15 protein-coding genes are annotated in these 20392 nt (G+C 24.8%); all 15 read right to left on the bottom strand.

What is annotated here, in order from left to right; genetic code table 11:
- Positions 1-17: 17 nt before the first annotated feature.
- The 15 genes from KYD98_RS11895 to KYD98_RS11825 all read right to left on the bottom strand — a co-directional run bounded on the left by KYD98_RS11895 (position 18) and on the right by KYD98_RS11825 (position 20332).
- Positions 18-1001, bottom strand: a complete 984-nt coding sequence (locus tag KYD98_RS11895; RefSeq protein ID WP_219780256.1) for a glycosyltransferase family 2 protein — start codon at positions 999-1001, stop codon at positions 18-20.
- 619 nt (positions 1002-1620) lie between these two features.
- Entirely contained in the window at positions 1621-2520 is a 900-nt protein-coding gene (locus KYD98_RS11890) for a carbohydrate ABC transporter permease (protein ID WP_219780310.1), read from the bottom strand.
- Between the two features lie 369 nt (positions 2521-2889).
- Positions 2890-3777, bottom strand: a complete 888-nt coding sequence (locus tag KYD98_RS11885; RefSeq protein ID WP_219780255.1) for a carbohydrate ABC transporter permease — start codon at positions 3775-3777, stop codon at positions 2890-2892.
- A 30-nt stretch (positions 3778-3807) separates the two neighbouring features.
- Positions 3808-5133: an ABC transporter substrate-binding protein gene (locus KYD98_RS11880; RefSeq protein ID WP_219780254.1), complete on the bottom strand. Its 1326-nt coding sequence runs from the start codon at positions 5131-5133 to the stop codon at positions 3808-3810.
- Positions 5134-5437: 304 nt separating this feature from the next.
- The gene (locus KYD98_RS11875; RefSeq protein WP_219780253.1) at positions 5438-6613 is read right to left on the bottom strand and encodes a hypothetical protein; all 1176 of its coding nucleotides are present in this window, start codon (positions 6611-6613) and stop codon (positions 5438-5440) included.
- A 213-nt stretch (positions 6614-6826) separates the two neighbouring features.
- On the bottom strand, positions 6827-7690 hold the full coding sequence (locus KYD98_RS11870) for an ABC transporter ATP-binding protein (protein ID WP_219780252.1): 864 nt from the start codon (positions 7688-7690) through the stop codon (positions 6827-6829).
- The gene (locus KYD98_RS11865) at positions 7691-8452 is read right to left on the bottom strand and encodes a hypothetical protein (protein ID WP_219780251.1); all 762 of its coding nucleotides are present in this window, start codon (positions 8450-8452) and stop codon (positions 7691-7693) included.
- Entirely contained in the window at positions 8449-9000 is a 552-nt protein-coding gene (locus tag KYD98_RS11860; protein WP_219780250.1) for an RNA polymerase sigma factor, read from the bottom strand. Before KYD98_RS11860 ends, KYD98_RS11865 begins: the two co-directional genes overlap by 4 nt.
- A 375-nt stretch (positions 9001-9375) precedes the next feature.
- Entirely contained in the window at positions 9376-11754 is a 2379-nt protein-coding gene (locus KYD98_RS11855) for a diguanylate cyclase domain-containing protein (protein WP_219780249.1), read from the bottom strand.
- A 369-nt stretch (positions 11755-12123) separates the two neighbouring features.
- Complete coding sequence (locus KYD98_RS11850) at positions 12124-13092, bottom strand: DMT family transporter (protein ID WP_219780248.1); 969 nt, start codon at positions 13090-13092, stop codon at positions 12124-12126.
- Between the two features lie 744 nt (positions 13093-13836).
- The gene (locus tag KYD98_RS11845; RefSeq protein ID WP_219780309.1) at positions 13837-14556 is read right to left on the bottom strand and encodes an N-acetylmuramoyl-L-alanine amidase family protein; all 720 of its coding nucleotides are present in this window, start codon (positions 14554-14556) and stop codon (positions 13837-13839) included.
- 301 nt (positions 14557-14857) lie between these two features.
- On the bottom strand, positions 14858-15439 hold the full coding sequence (locus KYD98_RS11840; RefSeq protein ID WP_219780247.1) for a hypothetical protein: 582 nt from the start codon (positions 15437-15439) through the stop codon (positions 14858-14860).
- A 395-nt stretch (positions 15440-15834) separates the two neighbouring features.
- Positions 15835-17295, bottom strand: a complete 1461-nt coding sequence (locus KYD98_RS11835; protein ID WP_219780246.1) for a flippase — start codon at positions 17293-17295, stop codon at positions 15835-15837.
- Between the two features lie 179 nt (positions 17296-17474).
- On the bottom strand, positions 17475-18173 hold the full coding sequence (locus KYD98_RS11830) for a sugar phosphate nucleotidyltransferase (RefSeq protein WP_219780245.1): 699 nt from the start codon (positions 18171-18173) through the stop codon (positions 17475-17477).
- A 299-nt stretch (positions 18174-18472) separates the two neighbouring features.
- On the bottom strand, positions 18473-20332 hold the full coding sequence (locus KYD98_RS11825; RefSeq protein WP_219780244.1) for an NTP transferase domain-containing protein: 1860 nt from the start codon (positions 20330-20332) through the stop codon (positions 18473-18475).
- Positions 20333-20392 lie beyond the last annotated feature (60 nt).

Genomic DNA, 20392 nt, shown 5'->3' with positions numbered 1-20392 from the left:
TAAAGTCACCTTCCGTCTTATCTTCTTGAATAATATTTTTCTACTATCTTAGGACTATGTAATATTAATTTACTTAGTATTGAATACTTAATTCTATCTTTTTCTATTCTAACCATTTTATATCTACTTAAGTTCTTTCTAACATCTTTTTTCTTTATAAATTTGTACATTTCTTTATGTAAATTTTGTTTTGTTGCAAAAGCAATAAAAATATTTACTATAGCAGTTGGAATTCTATTTTGGATCATTGCCTTTTCTAATTCTTGATCATTAAAATTTGCTCTGATATATTGTAAAGTTTCTATATTTGAATAATAAACATCTAAATAATTTAAAGATACATTATTCATAACAGATTCTCCCCATTTTACATAATGAGCATAAATTTTCTTCATACAGTAAATATTTTCAGCATAAGCATAAGATTTAATCATAAAAGATATATCTTCTGCAAATTTTCTATTAACATCAAATTTAATATTGTTATCAACTAATAATGAACGCTTAAATAAATTGGCCATTATATGAGTATATGAAATACCATAAATAAGTCCTAATGCTGCTTCCTTTCCTGAAAACTTCCCTTCACTTAAACCTTCTATATTATCAGTAATTCTCTTTCCATCATTCTCTTCAAAAACATATGCCGAATATACTACATCACACTTTTCTTCAGTAATTTTATCATATAAATCCTTAATCATATCTTTATCTATATAATCATCTGAATCCAAAAATTGAATAAATTCGCCATTAGCTTCATCTATTCCTAAATTTCTTGCTGAACTTACTCCACCATTTTCTTTTTTTATTATTCTATAATTAACACCTGAATCTTTTAAATAGTTATCAGCGAATTCACTACTATCATCTGGTGACCCATCATCAATAAATAAAACTTCAAATTCTTTAAAGGTCTGTGCTTTTAAAGATTCTAGTGTCTTTAAAATTCTACCTCTAACCTTATAAACTGGCACTATAACACTAACCTTATAACTCATAAAATTTCCTCCAATTTAAATTCAACTTTAACTATGTTTTAAAATAGTGTTTATATTATCGTATAAGGGCGAACTGGCATTGGAATTTGCTTTTTAGAACTCTTAATAAAGATTTGTACAATTAATTGCTTGTCACAATCTTTGATTGGGAACATGCATTAATTGGACTAATCTTCATTTTAGAGTTCTTAAAGTAAATTCCTCTGTCCATGAGCTTTATACTATAATATAAACATTCACTTAAAACATAGTTAACTAAAAACATGGTTATATTATATCACAAAAATTTCTTGTAATTTTTACTTATAAAAACATTATAAAACAAAATATCTAATTAAAAATGAAAAAATTGTTAAGTTATAATTTTTTACTAATTACCATTTAGATAATATATAAGTTCATTAAACTTTGTTCATTAATATAAACCTTAGAATATTTATAAATGATATGACTTATCAGTATATAAGGGACTTATATAAAAAAAATTTATGATAAATTAAAAACAGGGTTATCTATTATAACCCTGTTTCTGATATATTTTTTGATTATTCTTATTTAGCCTTATTCAAAAAATAACAAACCAGTACAATCGTCTATTTAATATATTATTTCATGTGCCTTATTCTTTTACTCCCGTATCACCAATACCTCCCATAAACCATTTTTGTGCTATTAAAAATAATATTAAAAGCGGTAATACAGTAATTGTACTTGCAGCCATAACTTGTGGCCATTTTATCCCATAAGCTCCTCCTTCTATAAAAAACTGTCTGAGTCCTGATGACACTAAAAACTTTTCTGGTGTTTTTAATATAAGAGAAGGATACATGTAATCATTATAAGATTTTACAAAAGTTATTAAGCCAAATGTTATAAAACTAGGTTTAGTTAATGGAAATATAATCTTCCATAATATTTTAAAATGAGAGGCACCATCTATTCTTGCTGCTTCTACCAAGCTATGATTAACTTGTAAAAATGCCTGTCTTAATAAAAATATCCCAAATATACTTACAACATTACTTATAATTAATCCTGATAATTTATCTAATAAATTTATATTTGAAAGTAATATATAACAAGGCACATAAGTGGTAGCAGATGGTAACATATACGTAGCCATTATAACACCAAATAAAACTTTTTTACTTTTAAATTTCAACTGGGTTAAAGCATAAGCTATCATTGCAGAAGTAACTATTTGAAGCGCTACTTCTGAAGTTGCAACAAATAAACTATTAAACATATAAGTACCAAAACGGGCCTCTTTAAATACCTCTATGAAGTTCCCCCACTGTGGATTAGATGGAATAATCTTTGGAGGAAAACTAAAAACTTCACTCTTTGTTTTTAATGCGCTAGATATCATCCATACAAAAGGAAATATTGCAACAATACTAGCAAACAAAATCAAAAAATATTTAATTAATCTAGTTATAAATATTTTCTTAGATAACTTAACTTTTCCATAAGCATAAGGATCACTTTTTGCTTGTTTATTTTCTAATCTATTATCCATAAGCGTCTTACTTACATTATATAATTCACTTGATAAAACATATCTATCAAGAAAAATTATTTTCTTCTTGCTATGACTTTTTTTATCATCTATAGCTTGATTAATATCTTCTGAAGTGAAACCATTATTATCATTTAAATCTCTTTCCATATCATTTCCTCCAATACAGAATAAAAAAGTGTCTACACCACTTTCCAAATTGACAGTTGACAATGCACAATTTGCGTTGAAAGCCACAGGCTTTTTGAAAAATATATATTTTAGAAATTACAGAGTGATTTCATCCTAAATTGTCAATCTTCCATTGTCCATTCAAAATATCTCATTTACCTTAGATTTTATAATCATTTCACTAAAATATAACTTTAGTTAATAATGAACCCATTTTTTTGAGGCTATAAATTGTATAATAGACAATCCACCTGTTATAAGTAAAATAACTGTAGCAATTGCAGTTGCTTCTCCTATATTAAAATTTTCAAATGCTGATTGATAATACATATATAATAATGTACGTGTACTTCCTGATGGTCCCCCTTGAGTTAATACTTGAATTTGGTCATAGGCCTGTAATGAATTTATAGTTGTTATTATGCTTAAAAAAAATGTAGTTGGCGATATTAAAGGTAATGTTATACTTTTAAATTTATTCCATGAATTTGCCCCATCTATTGAAGCTGCTTCATATAAATTATTAGGAACCTTTTCTAAAGCTGTTAGATAAAATACCATTGCCCAACCGATTCCTTTCCAAACAGTAACAATTATTACCCCAAGCATAGCTGTATCTGAACTCTGTAACCACTCAAGCTTTGGCAAACTAAATAACTGTAATATATAATTTGCAAATCCACATTTGGGTTCAAATATCCAACTCCAAACAATTGAAATAGCAACTGTTGGTGTGACCCAAGGAGAAAATATTATAACTTTATATAAAGCAGATCCTCTAAAGTTAGATTTTAATAACATTGCAAGAGCCAATCCCCCTATTATAGTTGGTGCTAAAGTTCCTAATGTAAATATAATTGTATTCTTAAGTGCACTATAAAATATATCGCTTGAAAATACTCCCCTATAATTATCAAATCCAACAATATTATAATTAGAGGTCATATAGTCCCAATCTGTAAAACTTATAAATATAGACTTAACTATTGGATATAACCAAAATATAATAAGTGGAATTACTGCTGGTAATATAAACATTAATATAGTCAATATGTGCTTTATACTTTTACTCTTTAATCTTCTCATAATTCCACCCCATCATTACTTTTAATATAGCTATTTTTTTAAAACTTTATTTAATTCTTCTTGAGATACTTTTTGAGCTTCATCTAGTGCTTCCTTAGCCGATACATTTTCTATTTCAACTTTATCAGCCGCAATCTTTAATGCATCATATATTTTCCCATCTGTTGGATCAATAAATACCTTTGTAGCGTGAAGTGCTTGTGATGTTGGTACTGCAGCTTGAGGATTCTTTGAAATAAATTCCTTAAATTCTGGTGTATTAGCACTCTCTTTATTTACAGAAATATAACCTGATGCTATAGACCATTTTGCACTTACTTCTGCCTTAGTGAAATACTTAATAAACTCATATGCACCTTGTTTAACTTCATCATTTGCAATACTAGGAATAACAAAAACTCTTGACTCTGCAACTGGTTTTGATTCTTTTCCTTCCTTAAATGCTGGTTGTTCACATGCAGATAACTTTTCAAAATCTAAATCCCCTTGATCTCCTGATGATCCTGTATAACCTGCACTTCTATCTTGCATTACATCATCAACTGTTGAATACCAATATTCCCATCCTTGTCCATTTGAGTGAATTCTCATGCTCTTGTCGTCATGTATCCATCCTCTAAATGCATCCCAAACTTCTATCCACTCTGGTGAATTTATTAAAACTTTACTTCCATCCTCACTTAAAATACTTCCACCATTACTTAATGAAGCATCAATTAAATTATCAGGTCCCCACATTGGTTCCCATCCATAAAAATTAACTTCATCCCCATCTTTTTTGACTAGCTTTTTGCTTGCTTCTCCAAGTTCAGTCCATGTTTTTATAGAATCCATAGATATTCCAGCATCCTTAAAAGCTTGTTTGTTGTAATACAATACTTGAGTTGTTCCAAAGGCTGGAAATGCATATTGTTTATTATTACTTTTACCTAATTCTAAAAATGATTCTATGTAACTATCACTCTTAAAATCATTGTCCTTACTTGTATATTCTCCTATATCTTGTAATACATTTTTATTATTAAAAACAGCTGCTTTATCAGGTTTTAATATAGCTAGAGCTGGTGCTTTTTTAGCTGCAATACCAGCTTGCAAATTTTTAAATGTAGCCTTGTAGTCTTCTTGTGCAATTCCCTTAACTTCATATTTATCTTGAGAAGCATTAAAATCATTAATAATCTTCTCCATATTCTCCTGAAGCTTACCTCCAAGACCATACCAATACTCTACTTGTATTTTCCCATTCTCTGTATTTTGTGCTTGATTAGCAGATGTTTTTTCACCACAGCCAACCAAGCCAGTCATTAAAATTGTACTTAATCCTAATGAACAAAACCCTTTTATAAATTTATTCATAATCTTTTCCCCCCATAGAATATAAAAATTTAATTGCGTTTTAAAATACATAATTACAAAACCTGTTTAGATTTTATAAGTTAATATAGATTTTATTGTTCATTTTATGAACAAATTTATATTAACATTGTTCATTGTTCAATACAATATGTTCATGTAAAGTTTTTACAATTAGTTTTAAATATAGCAAAAAAGTAACTTAAAACCTAAGTTTATAGCATCTTAAATCACATGAATTTTATATTATCTTAACAAAAATAAAGAACTCTAGTTCAATTTTTTTAACTAGAGTTCTTTATTAATTTTAAATTAATATATCTATATTTTTTTCTTTTTTATATCTTCTAACTATTAACATAATGCTTGTCAAAGCAAGTAATAATATTAAAATCGGTACTCTATACTTAAAAATCGCTAATTTATACTTAAAACGATATATAAATCCCACTCTATCTAATATTAAAGATTGAGTTATATAAATTAAAACTACTGATATAGGTGTTAAGGCAACTATAAGTTGTATATAGCTCGAAATATTTACTGATATAATACAAGTTATTAAAGTTACTATAATTCCAATAATATATAATAAGATTATTGTTAATATTATATACTGTAAAAATGTTATATCAAACCAAAACAAATTGCCTGAAAAACATGAATTTATATTTGAATTATAAAATATGTTTACAGTATACGGACGTGTTATAAATAATAAAAATAATATTCCAAGCTGTATTGTTATAAGTATATTTGTTGCAAGAATTGCTGCTTTAATCTTATCCTTGTATAATTCTCTTCCTGTTTTAGATGTATATTGTAATAATTCTAAGGCTATATTTTTATCTCTTGTAAATATAGGTGCTATCATAAATATTATTGATATTATTACTGCTATAGAAGTATTGATTATGATATTATTATAATTTTCAAAAACAAACCATGGCAATATACTATTTTTTGAATTATTTTTTCTAATTTCATTTATTCTTTTTTCATAAGTTTTACCTTGTAAAAATTTAAATTCATTTTCTTTATATTTAAAATGATCTATATCATTATCTATAACTTCTAATTCCCAAAATACATTAACACCCTCTTTAAACATTATGTCAGAATATAACTTATCAAACTCTTCTGAAACTTTATCTTGTTTTGAAGATTCTTCCTTAAAACTAGCATAATCTTTTATATTAAGTTCTTTTGCTTTTTCATTATTTTTAAGATAGTTATCTGCTTCCTTTATCATATCTTCTTTCATATTATAAAGATAATTAATATCGTTATCTTTAAGGTTGTTTCCTTTTTCATTAATCATTTTTACCGATATTCTATAAGAATCCATTTGCGGCCTACCATTTGGGAAAATACTAATATCAAATTCTATGAATAAAAAATATATTACTACATTTATTAATAATAAAACCACTATGCTCTTGAAATTAAATATCTTTTTAAGTTCATTTATTAAAATTCTCATCTTTTTCTCCTAATTCAAATCTTCCTTCTCAAATTTTTTTATACTTGAATTTCCAATAATCATTAATAACATTCCTCATATTAATATGGTTATCAACTCATAATATCTATAATTTATTAAAATAAGTGCTACTATAAGGTTAATCTTCTACTTTCCATAATTCTAACATTAGGATGCATTATCAAACTAAAAGGTATAGATATTTGGTTATCATTAAATTCCATCATTATATTCATAAAGAAAAACATCCTCAATGTTAGGAGAAACTAATATCCATTCATCTTCCTTGTTTTTCTCTTCTATGAATCTTATCTTCATTTTTCCGTTTTCTTGTTTTTCAGATAGGGCAATATGATTTTTTCTAAATTCATTTGCTTCATTAAAAGCAATTTCTGTTTCATAAACCTTTCTCTTAAGGGTATTGCATATAGTCTCTACAGCATCTTTATATAATATTTTTTTATCTTTAATCATAATTACTTCATTAGCTATAAATTCTATATCATTTACTATATGAGTAGAAATTATAACTATTCTATCTCTTCCAAGTTCACTTAAAATATTTCTAAATCTTACTCTTTCTTTTGGATCTAATCCTGCAGTTGGCTCATCTAAAATTAAAATCTTAGGATCATTCAAAAGTGCTTGAGCTATTCCAACTCTTTGTAACATTCCACCTGAAAATTTCTTCATTTTTTTATTTACAACATCTTCTAATGAAACCAGATTTAATACTTCTATCACTCTTTCTTTAGCTTTTTTTTCTTCTATACCTTTAAGTGCCGCCAAATATAATAAAAATCGCTTAGGTGAATAATTTTTATAATAACCAAAATTTTGTGGTAAATATCCTAATATATCACGGTATTCTTCATCAAGACTTATGATATTAGTTCCATTGTACAAAATCTCTCCTTTACTTGGGAAAATTAATGTTGTAAGCATCTTAATTAATGTTGTCTTACCTGCACCGTTAGGTGCTAATAATGCATATATTCCATTTTTAAATTCTAAATTTATATTTTCTAAAACTGAAAAATCCCCAAAACTTTTACTTAAATTATTTATTGATAACATTTATACTTCCCCCGTCTCTTTTCTAACATATATAAGTCTTTTTAAAGCTTTAATATAAATAATTATGCAAATTATTGTAACAATTAAATGAATATATAATGGTGCTTGTGTAATTAAATTTATATATAATAAATTTTCATTAATCATTAAAATTAAATTAACTAAAATCCAAGCACTTATAGCCAAATATTTGTAAATAGTTCTCTTCAAATAAATTATTGTTAATATAAAAATAGTTGAAAATAAAAATAGTGATGTTATAGATACAACATATGCTCTTATTATGTTAAAAATATTAGACATAAAATATATCACAACTATTAAAAAAGAGTTTAAAAACATACTAGCTATACTGAAAATAAACATTCTTATAGCTGCCAAATTATACATATTATATTTGCATACAGCTTCTATTTCATAAGTTCCTTTTAATCTAGTATTTATAAAAGAAAATAATGAGATTATTACATATATAATAGGAGAAACTATAAAAATATATTCGTATAACTTATATATGTATATATCTTTTCTGCTAATATCCAATACAACTTGATTTCCTATAAATCCAAAAAATATCAAAGACACAATAGATATAAATATCAATTCACTTTTATCATGAAATATATTTTTAAAACCTAATTCTTTTATTGTTGAAATTATATACTGGAAAAAACCTTTTTTCTTTTTGAAGCCTTTATCTAAAATTTTATTTATTTCTACATTTACTTCTTCTAATGATGGAAAGTCAATCTCTTTTTTCATATTACTTCCTCCTCTAGAATTTTATTTATTCTTCTAATTGCTGAATAATATCTAGTTTTTACAGTTGATTCTTTAATTTCTAAAGCTTTAGATATTTCATTAAAAGTCATATCTGCAAAAATTTTCAACCTTATTATTTGCTGAATACTTCCTTCCATTTTATTAATAATTTCCATTATCTCTCTAGCATCTTCATTTATAATAAAACACTCCTCAATATTTAAATTATCTTTAAATTCTAAGTCATCAATATTCCCAAGATTAATCCCCTGTTTATAATATTTAGACCTATAATAATCAATTATCTTATTACTTGAAATTTTATAAAGCCAAGTTTTAAAAGAAGCTTTTTTACTATTAAAATCATTAATAGATTTCATCATACTAATGAAAATTTCTTGAGTTAAATCTAAAGAAAGTTCTATATTATTACTTTGTTTAAAAACATATGCATATATTTCTTTATAATATAAAGTAATTAAAGTGTTAGCCGCAGTTCTATCACCTTTTTTTTGTATTAATTTAATAAGCTTCAAATCTTGGAACATACCAATTTACAACGCCCCCTTTCATCATTTGTTAACTACTAGCATCTTATCTATTCATTTACATATTCGTAATAAATATTAAAATAGTTTTAAAAATAAATATATATTTTAAAATTTATTTTTAAATTCTAATGTAAAACAAACAAAAGCCACATGTATAGTTTATACGACTTACATCCTTAACTGTACATTGTAGCTTTTATTAATAATAAATTTAATTGATATTTTAAAACTTATTAAACTCCAACACTAACTGTTTCTAAAAAGAAAACTACCTTAAATATTAATTTTATTAAGGTAGTCTTGTTTTTTAATTCTGTTTTGAAATAGTCTTTATACTACAATATTAACATTAACTTAAAACATAGCATACTTTTAAGGTAATTTGTAGTAATTATCTTTTCCTTTTTCTTTAGCTAAATATAATGCTTTATCTGCATTTTTAAATAATTCTTTAAATGTTTTACCATGCTTAGGATATTTTGAAATTCCTATGCTTCCTGATATCTTATAATCTGATTTTTGTTCTATTAAAATATCTTTAAAAGCACATACTAATTTTTTTGCCTTATTATCAATATCTTCTTCATATTTTACATCTTTTAAAAATGCAATAAATTCATCTCCTCCAATTCTCCCTATTATATCATTCTTTGAAAATACTTCTGACATTTTTAGAGAAATATTACTTAAAACTTCATCACCAGATAAATGTCCTAGATTATCATTAATTAATTTAAAATCATCTATATCTATCATAAGCAATGCATGACATTTATTTTCACCTTGATTTTCAATATAGTCTTGGATATTTCTCTCTACCGTACCTTTATTATATAAATGTGTTAAGCTATCTCTCTCAGCTTTAAATAATAATCTCTCAGCTTCATTTTTTTCTTCATTAATATCAATAATTACTCCTATTACTTTGGATAAATTTCCATTTTTATCAAGAAAAGTACTTATTCTTATTCTAAACCAACTATAATTATCATCATAAGTTCTTGCTCTTATTTCAACTTGCTTGCACACATTATTATTTAAACTTCCCTTAAGCAAATTTTTAAATAAATACATATCATCTTTATGAATTATATTAGCATTATCAATTTCTTCTTTAACATTTCTTGTAATTGGATCATATTTAAATTTCTTCCACCAATTATCAGAGTAAGAAATAGTGTTCTCATCAATATTCCATTGAAATATAATATCTTCAGTTTGACTCATAATAATACTGTAACGTTCTTCACTTAATCTAAGTTCTTCCTCTATTGTTTTCTGTTTAGTTATATCTATTGATAAAGTATAAAGATATGTTTCTCCATTATGATGATGAACTATTTGGCCACTATGAAATATCCAAAGAATTTTTTTATCCTTATTAACTATTCTATATTCCGTAACAAATTTTTCTTTTTCTTTTATCTGATTTCGAATTTCATTTTGAATTCTTTCATAATCTTTTTCATATACTAAATTTAATATTTTATTATTAAATTTATCTCTTAATTCTTTTTCTGTATACCCTAAAATATTTAAATATCCATTACTTATGAATTCTAATTCATACGATTTACTATTTAGTTTATATGTATTTACTCCTCCTGGAATATTAGATATTAAAGATTCAAATTTTTTATTATTATATTCAAGTTCCTTTTTTTGATTAGCCACCTTATCAATTAAAGCATTAAATGCCTTAGCTATCTCTCCAAATTCATTATTCTTATTATATGTAAATTCACTATTATAATTTCCTTGTTTTATATTCTTTATAGTTGCTAATAATGAATATAATGGGTTAGAAAAATAATTTATTATAAAAATATTAGCAATTATTATTAATACTACACCTACTAATATAAATATAACTACTGTTTTGATAGATTCTTCAATATCTGTTTTAAATTCTGATTCTTCTACACTACTAAGTACCGTCCAATCAGTATCAGAAATTTTATCATAATATCCTATCTTTTTAACTCCATATATATTATAGGTAATAATACCACTAGATTGTTCATCAAAATTTATGTTTTTCCATTCTTTATACAAAGTATTATCTATATTACTATCATTTATATTAAATATAGATGTCCTATTCTTAGAAAATAAAATATCCCCTTCTCTATTCAAAATAGAAACTTTCCCCGTTTTAAATAAATCAATACTGTTTACAATATTCCTAAAATGTTCTATATTTATTAAATTAATAATAGCTCCTTGATAATCCTCATCATAAATAGGCAATGCTATGATTACATTTTTTTCATAATCATTCACTTCTTCTAGTATAATGTTATCTATAATAACTTTATTGTTATATAAAATATTTAAATTTTCTTCATCAATTGATATAGTCTTACCTAAATAATTACTATTACTTGATGATACTATCTCTTTATTTTTATTTATAAGTATAATTGAATCTAAAAAATCTTGTTCTTTCTCTCTACTCCATAAAATTTCATTTAATATTTTTACTTCCTTATTATAATCAATTCCATTATTCGAATTATAAAGTAATTCTTTACAAAAATATATATCTGTTATTATTCTCATATTAATTAAACGTTCATTAAAAAAATCTTCTATTTTTTTTGATTCTTCACTTGCTGCTGTAATTATATTTTGCTTTATAAGATTATCATATTTCTTATTAAAACTTTTAAGAAAAATACCTGTTATAATAAAAGTAGGTATTGTAATTAAAAATATAAACAATATAATGAACTTTTTTCTTATGTTCATTTTTCCACCCCATTTATTATGTATTATTATATAATTGTACTATGCTTCTACAAAATAATCATTATTTCAAGTTATTTAATATTAAATTCTTGAACTTTCTTTATATATTATTAATTATTTTTAATTAATAATAAAAATACTATGCATTTTTATATTTACATAAGATATTAGTTGATGTCAATATAGTATAAATTATTCTTTAGTAACCTTATCTATACTCGATAGATAATTCATAAACTTTATAAGGCATAATCAAAAATTAACAACAATTTCATATACCTAATTTTCTAAAACAAAAATAGACTATCTCAAAAAATTACCACTATTTGAGATAGTCTATCATTTAAATATATTTTAAAAATTTTTCTTCTATTTAACTTCTAAAAGTTTCGGTTCAGATTCAACTTCTATTTCTGGCTCTTTAGCTACAAAATAAACTCCGCCTATAACAAGTATACTACTTAGAACTGTTAATAAACTTATTTCACTACCTAAGAATATTTTATCAAATATAATTGCCCATACAACATAAGTTATATTTAAACCCATTGCTCTTGTTGGACCTATTTTATAAATTGCTGTATAGTAACATAAATATGATATTGTTGCTACAAGTGCTGTTCCACCAATCCAAAAGATAACACTATTTCTTAGTATATCAAAACTTAATCCTATTCCACCTACTATTGGAACTATAATCAATCCATAAACTACTGCTGATGTAAATTGTCTTATTTGAAGTGCAAATTCTGATGTAACTTCATCACCTTTCATTCCATAAGCACATATAACGCATTCACTTCCCCATCCAAATACGCACAATAATGCGAATAAAAAGCCTACTGGATTTACTGAAGTTGATACTGATGTATATCCTAAAACTGATACTCCAATAATTGCTACTATTAATCCAATCCATGCTTTCTTATTAATTTTTTCTTTTAATACAACTGTTGCAAGCAAAGCACCAACTGCTGGGTATAATGATGAAATAATTGCTGTATAAGATGGTCCGATATATTTAACAGACAATAAATATCCTGTCATTCCAACTGGCCCTCCTAAAAGTGCTCCAAGCACCACCCATAAAGCACTTTTAGTTTTAACTGCTTTAAAAAAGTTCTTAAGTTGTTTTCTAAAACCAAGATATATAAATGTCCATATAGCTGAAAAACTGTCATGTAAAAATGCAGTTATTATTGGTGCTAAAACTAAGGCTTGTTCTGTTTTAACAAATGGTGTCATAGCTAGTATAATTCCCATAAGTACTGTATATGCTCCCCAAGATATAGCCGAGCTAATTGCACACATAACACCTTTCTTATAATTATTATTCATATTTATCTCCCCTTTTTATTATTCTTTTAAATTTACATAAATTGATTACACAAGTCTTTGATCTTACTAAAACTTCACCTTAAAATTAGCATATATTAATTAGTTTCATTAAATTCTAAAATTATATTTATAGTTATTATTAACTTAAATAGGATTTAATTAAAATACATACCATTTTATTCCGTTCATTTTATGAACATTTTTATATTATCATTGTTCATTGTTCAATACAATATGTTCAATTAAAAATTATTTAATAAAATATTATAATATATAAAAAAATACAAAGTAACTTTCTCAATGGACAGCCACTTTGTATTTTTTATACACTAATATTTTAATATATATGTTCTAATTAAGTTAATATAGCTATAATCTTTTATATAATATTAATGAACAAACTTTAAATGTAGAACTATATTTTCCCATTTATTAACTTTATATTATATATAAACATTACCTTTAAACTACCTAAAGGTTAAGTATATTCTTTAAAGAAAAAAGAGGTATTTTTTAATTTAATACCTCTTCATTCTTTAAATTATGTGTTTGCTTTATTTAATTTTTATATCTATATATAATTACAATTTAGTAATTATGTTATGTCGTTTATTTTTATATAACTTTATATATTAGTATATACATAAAATAAATTTTTTATACGTGATTTAAATAAATTTTCATACTTAACTTCCTCTGATTATAAGTTTTATACTAAATATCAAATCTATTTTAAAATATAGTCTATGATTTTAATGAACCATCAGAGTTTAAATAATAGAATTTACCATCATCATCTTGTATCCAACCTGTTTGTAGTACTCCCGATGAGTTTAAATAATACCAATCATCACCATCTAAAACCCAACCAGTTTGCATTATTCCTGTAGAACTTAAATAGTACCACTTTCCATTATCCTTAACCCAACCAATCCTCTTATTTCGTGTATAAGGATCTATATAATATCTCTGACCAAACTCTTCTAACCAACCCACTTTATTATCATTAAAATTTTTATCATATTCTATATATATTTTATATAATTCTTTACCTGTTGGTTTATATTTTATTCTTATAGTGTTAAGTCCAATTTTTAGATTCTCAATCATTATAACAGGACTATTTGTGTCTACAATATATTTACTACATTTTAAATTATTTATCTGATCTTTAGCTTCATCTATAACTATCTCTAAATCATTACTTTCAAATTTATCACTATGATCATATAAAATCATAACTCTACCTGTATTGTTGTTCACAATTGCTTTATACACATTATCCTTCATTGAAAACTTCATTAGCTTTTCTCCAGTTTGAATATTTAAGTTATAAATTGGGTCAGTACATTCTGCCGCTATTGCATACAAAGTATTATAATTTAAATTTATATTTACAAGCATACTCAAAGATGTAATTGTAATAAATGATACTAAACCTCTTTTTATACTTCTTCCTAACATATCAATAGTCCCCCTCTTTTTAGACGCATTCAAAAAGTTACCTATTAATATATTATGTAAATCAATTCCATATTATTCCTATAATTTATAAAATTAGTAAAATAATTATATTTTAATATAATTATTCATAGATTTCTTTATAGAATAAAAGTCGCTATGCCATGTTTCAATTGACAATTGACAATGCAAAATTATAATTGAAAGTATATATTTTAAAAAATTACACAGTGATTTCATCCTACATTGTCAATTGTCCAGGGTTCATTCTTAATTTAAAAATATAATCTAATTTATAATTATACTATGACTTTATTAAAGATTTTTTCATCATAATTTTTATATTTTCTAATTCTTCAGATACTTTATAAAGTTTATTACCGTTTATAAACATCTTAATTAATAATTGTTGTATATCTGTTAATGTTTGGAGATTATCTAAAAATTCTTGATTTATATTATTAGAAGCAATTACTTCTCTTTCATTTAATATCTCATTTATTTCAAATCTAAATTCCTCATATGATTCACAACTTAATTGATATGCTGATAAGACATTTATTGCTGTAGGATTATTTGTAGCATTTTTAATTTCTTCTTTTAAATCTCTATTTTCATATAATTCTATATTTCTAAGTGCAGACTCTAATCCTTTTATTTCACTTTCTACATCAGCCATTTTTCTTAATGTTCTTGCTGCCCCAATCATAGTGCTTATAGTTTTTAAATCTTCTAATTCTTTAATCATCTTATCTTTTTGAGCAATTATAACATACTTTTCTTTTCTTTTTTCTTCATTAATATTCATCTTTTCAAAAGCTTCTTTTACCTTCTCAAAAGGTAAAGCTCTTACTATCTCTTTTCTATTCTTAATAAATAACTCCATAAGTTTCCACATCTCCTAATGCACATAGAAATAATAAATTAAAACGTGCTTAATATATGAATAATATTATACTATACTATACTTTTATTTTAAATTTAATATATACGTTATAATATGATTTCTTTAATCAAATTTTGAATTTAATTTATGCTTATCTTTAAAAAGATCATTTAAATAACTATATATTTCTTTATAATAAACATTCTATTTTCAATAATTATTTATCGAATTATTACTATAATAACTTTATAAAAAAAACTATACCAACTTATTACATTGATATAGCTTTAAACCTTCTTTTAACATAACATTTATATTTTAAAGTCCTAAGAAATTACTCTGTCATAGCCTTTAGGCAAAATTAAAAAAATAAAAAATCCATGTAATTTATTACATTATCTTTTCAACTTCAATTTTACTAAAAATGTATTAAACAATTCAAAAAACACCTTATCCTTAGTAATAGCTAAAATTCCAACATAAGCTATCCCACATAAAAATACTACTGATAAAGTAACTAATAATGTACTATTTACAAAGTATTTAACTAAAAATGTTATTGGAATAAATAACAATGAATAATAAAAATATTTTATGTTTTGAAAACTAAATAAATTAATATCTAACTTTAATACTTTCTTTACTAATCTATATTCAAGCACTATAACAATTAAATTTGCTATAAGTGTAGTTTCCATAGCAGTTGTAGCATTAAATTTTCCTGTAAGCAATAATGCTATGTTAAATATTAAATTTAATATTCCTCCAATTAATATTAATATAACATCATCTTTTTCTTTTCCATGAAGATAAATCATTTGATTTGCTATTATTCCTTCTACTCCAATAGTGAGCATATAAATAGAAAATACTATCATCACAGGAACTGCCTCTATAAATTTCGCTCCACCATAAATTAATATTATCTCTTTTGATAAACATAATAATCCTAATGATGCTGGGAACAAGAACATAAAATATATTTTTATTATTCTTTTAAGTAAAACCATATACTCCTCTTTAGAATCATTCCCTAAATAATTAGAAAGTCTTGGCATCGTTACTTGAATTACTGTTAACATAAGTGTGTTTATTATTGTCATTATTTTTTGAGCTGTATAATAATATCCTACATCTATTGCTCCTATATAATTTCCTATCATTATCTTATCAAGTTGAGTATATAAAACATTTGTATTTGATAAAATAACCACAAAAAACATAGGTTTTATATGTCTTCTAAAATGTAAATTTTTAAAATCGAATTTTATTCTCCTCTTTATATATATAAAACTTAATATATTGTTTAAAAAATTAAAGAAAACAACTATGTATAAATAAAACCAAAAGTTTTGTTCATTTCTAACAAATAAAACTATTAATACAGAATATATTATTCTAACAATCATTGTCTTAATAGCTATGAAATCATAATTTTCTAATGCTTCATTAACCCATTCTACATAAAATAAATTAGATACTAAGTTAAATCCTAAAATCATACATGTATAAAAATAATATGGCTCATTCTTATAGACAGTTGCTACAAAAATCATATATACAGTTGATACAATTATATTTGTCGCCACTGTAAAAAGAAATAAACTAGTAAAAGTTTGTTTTAACTTCTTCTTATCATCTCTTACTCTACTTATTTCTCTTAATCCATATTGATAAATTCCAAAACTTGCAAATATTAAAAAGTAAGCAGTCAAAGATTCACCATATCCCATATATCCATAAAGATTTGGTCCTAGCGCCCTTGTTAATATAGGCCCTACTAATATAGGCAAAATAATATTAAATAAATTTAGTATAGCTTTAAAAATTGCATTTTTTGACATTGACTTAGCCATATATGTATCCTCCCATAATCCTAAAATGGATTATTTTACTTCTACTATATTTTACACTAACATAAAATCTTGTCAAATTCATTTTATGTTATAAATCATCAACCATAAAAATAACCACCGACTTAATTTTAAAAATTAAATCTGTGGTTGTTTTTATGAGAAAATCAGCTTGTTATTTTTTAAATTGCCTTAAGTTTCTTCTTAAGATATTCTAAATCTTTAAGTGAATCTATTTCAAATATATCATCTGAATTAATTTTATTTATACGAACATCTAAATTATCAAGATTTTCTACAACTATATCATCCCAATATAAATTTTCAAATTCTTCTTTTTCTACCTTTTTAGCTATTTTTTCTGCTATAAATTTTCCATCCTTTTCACTCCAATAAGATGCACCTGACATTATATATGATGGCTTATCCCCCTCGGCACCTATATCAACTTTGAATACTCTATTATTTTCATCATGTCTTAAAATCCATTCGCCAGTAATGCTTTCTTTACACGCTGAATAGTACTCTGAATGTTCAGGTCTACTTTTGGGCAAGAAATTCCTATTTATATAATTATCTGCATCAATAACAAAAACATCATGAAGATATTCTCTTGCCAAATACATTGTATAAATATTATTATAAACATCAAACTTATCATTATAAACTTTAATAAGATTGTATTTTTCAACCAAATCATCAAACTTTTCATCTAAATATCCAGTTAAAACTATTATCTCTTCTATCCCTATTTCTCTTAAATTGATAATTTGTCTTTCAAGTAAAGACACTCCATTAACCTCAATTAATGACTTTGGTGTTGTATTTGTAAGGGGTCTAAGTCTAGTACCCATACCAGCGGCAACTAAAATTGCTCTCATGTTTCCTACTCTCCTCTAATCCGTAGTTTTTCACTATGTTTTAACCTAAGTTTAATATTGTAATTAAAGCTCATGAACAGAGGAATTTGTTTTAATAACTCCAAAAATAAAGATTAGTCCAATTAATGCATGCTCCCAATCAAAGATTGCTGACAAGCAATTAATTGTACAAATCTTCATTAGGAGATTATAGAAAACAAATTCCAATACCAGTTCGCTCTTATATTACAATATTAAACTATCATAATTAAAACATAGTCTAGTTCATATATTTTTTTATACTATAATATCAATATTTTTTAAAACTCTCTTGATAGTCTTTTTAGGTTTTCTTTTCCTCTATTGTATCTGTCTATTCCATATGTTCCGAAATCGTCGCCTTCATTTTCTTTTATTAATGTCCAAACTGCCCATAAAATATCTTGGCTTATTTGATGAATAAGTAATCTCTTTCTTGAATTTTCATCAGGTTCTCCATTAAAGTAAAGTCTAAACATAAGCTCTATATCATCTTCTGAGAAACTATTTTCTAAAGATAATGCTGCTAAATCCCACATATCATCATTAATCCCACTATACTCCCAGTCAATTAAATAAATTCTTCCTTCTGTATCTTTAACTAGATTTTCTGAAACTAAATCATTATGTGATGGAACAAATACTCTTTCTGAATTCATTAATACTTGCTCTAATGCCATAAATTCTTTTCTTACTTCTTCATAGTCATCAAAAAATTCTCCATTGCCTGATTTTAATATCTCTTCATATTTTTCAAGTTCTCTAAAGACATTAAACTCATTATTCATTGGAAATTCTTTATCTTCATGCAACCTTCTTAATATATCTGTTACTTGTTTTAAGTTTTCTTCTTTTTTAACACTTCTAGGAGTTAATGTTTCTGCATTCTCTATAAATCTTGACATCTTAACTCCAGTTTCAACATTAAAATAAGGAATCTCAACATTATATCCTCTTTCAGAAGCAATTGATGAATTAAACATCTCATTTTTTCTGCTTATCATTTCTTCTGTTCCAGTTCCTGCAACTCTTAAAATATATCTTTTTCCTTTAACACATACTCTATAGTTTTTATTAGTCATTCCACCAGCTGGTAAAGCTTCAGTTATATCTTCTTCTGAAACTTTCATAGCTTCTCTAATTATATTCTTTATATTATTTATTTCATAATTAATTTCTCTTCTTCTTATACTTGGATAAAGATGATTTACTATATTTTCATATTCTTTCTTAGTATCTGCATCTCCCCAAGCAAGATCATCAATCTTAACAAATCCTATTTTATAATCTCTAGCCACATCAAGTAAAACATATTCATAATTTAAATATGGATTTATATTATCTTTAAATTCTTCTAACATCATTTGATATAATTTATAAGATATTTTAGTTATTCCAATCATCTCACCATCAATTTTATTGAATTGATGAATATCTTTAGACATCTTAAATAAATGATTATCTCTTATTTCAACAAAAGCCTCATCTCCAGAACCGCTTTCATTAGTTAAAAGTATGCAATCACGTTTATTGCTTTCAACTAATTCCTTAATAGCTCTTGCTTCAAAAATCAAGTCATTTTCAATAAGAAGAAAATCATCTTCAACATACTCTTTTGCTAATGCTAATGAAAACATTGTCCCTGTCCACTTATACTTTTCATTCTTAACTAGATTTATGTTTTTATTAGATGCAAAATATTCTTCAAAATAACCACTTTCATATCCTGTTATTATAGTAATCTTATTTATTCCGTTTTCCTTAAGTATATTTAAAGTTCTGTCAATTAATTTGCTATCCTCAATTTCAAGCATACCAACTGGCTTTCCAAAGTCTTTTGCTCTACCTGCTGCAAGTATAACAGCTTCTTTAACAATTTTGTGTTCTTCTTCATGAAGCTTTAATCTTGTATTTTTAGCAGAAGCAAGATTTTCTTCTAGAGTTTTTATCCCCTTATCAGTTACTCTATATAAAATCCCCCTATTATTAATGATTCTTTCTATTGTTCCATCAAGTGTAAATTCCTTTAATATTGTATTTACCTTACCTAAAGATATATTTGTCCTTTTTGATAACTCTCTTTGATTAATATTAAAATTATCATTTAAAATCTTTAATATTTCCAGTCTATCTTCTAACATAATACTCTCCCTTTCATCTAATTGCCTATACTCTTTGTTCATAAATTGAACTCATTGTTT

The organism is Clostridium weizhouense (genome assembly GCF_019431045.1).
Classification (GTDB): domain Bacteria; phylum Bacillota; class Clostridia; order Clostridiales; family Clostridiaceae; genus Clostridium; species Clostridium weizhouense.
This window is presented reverse-complemented; position numbering and strand designations above follow the sequence as displayed.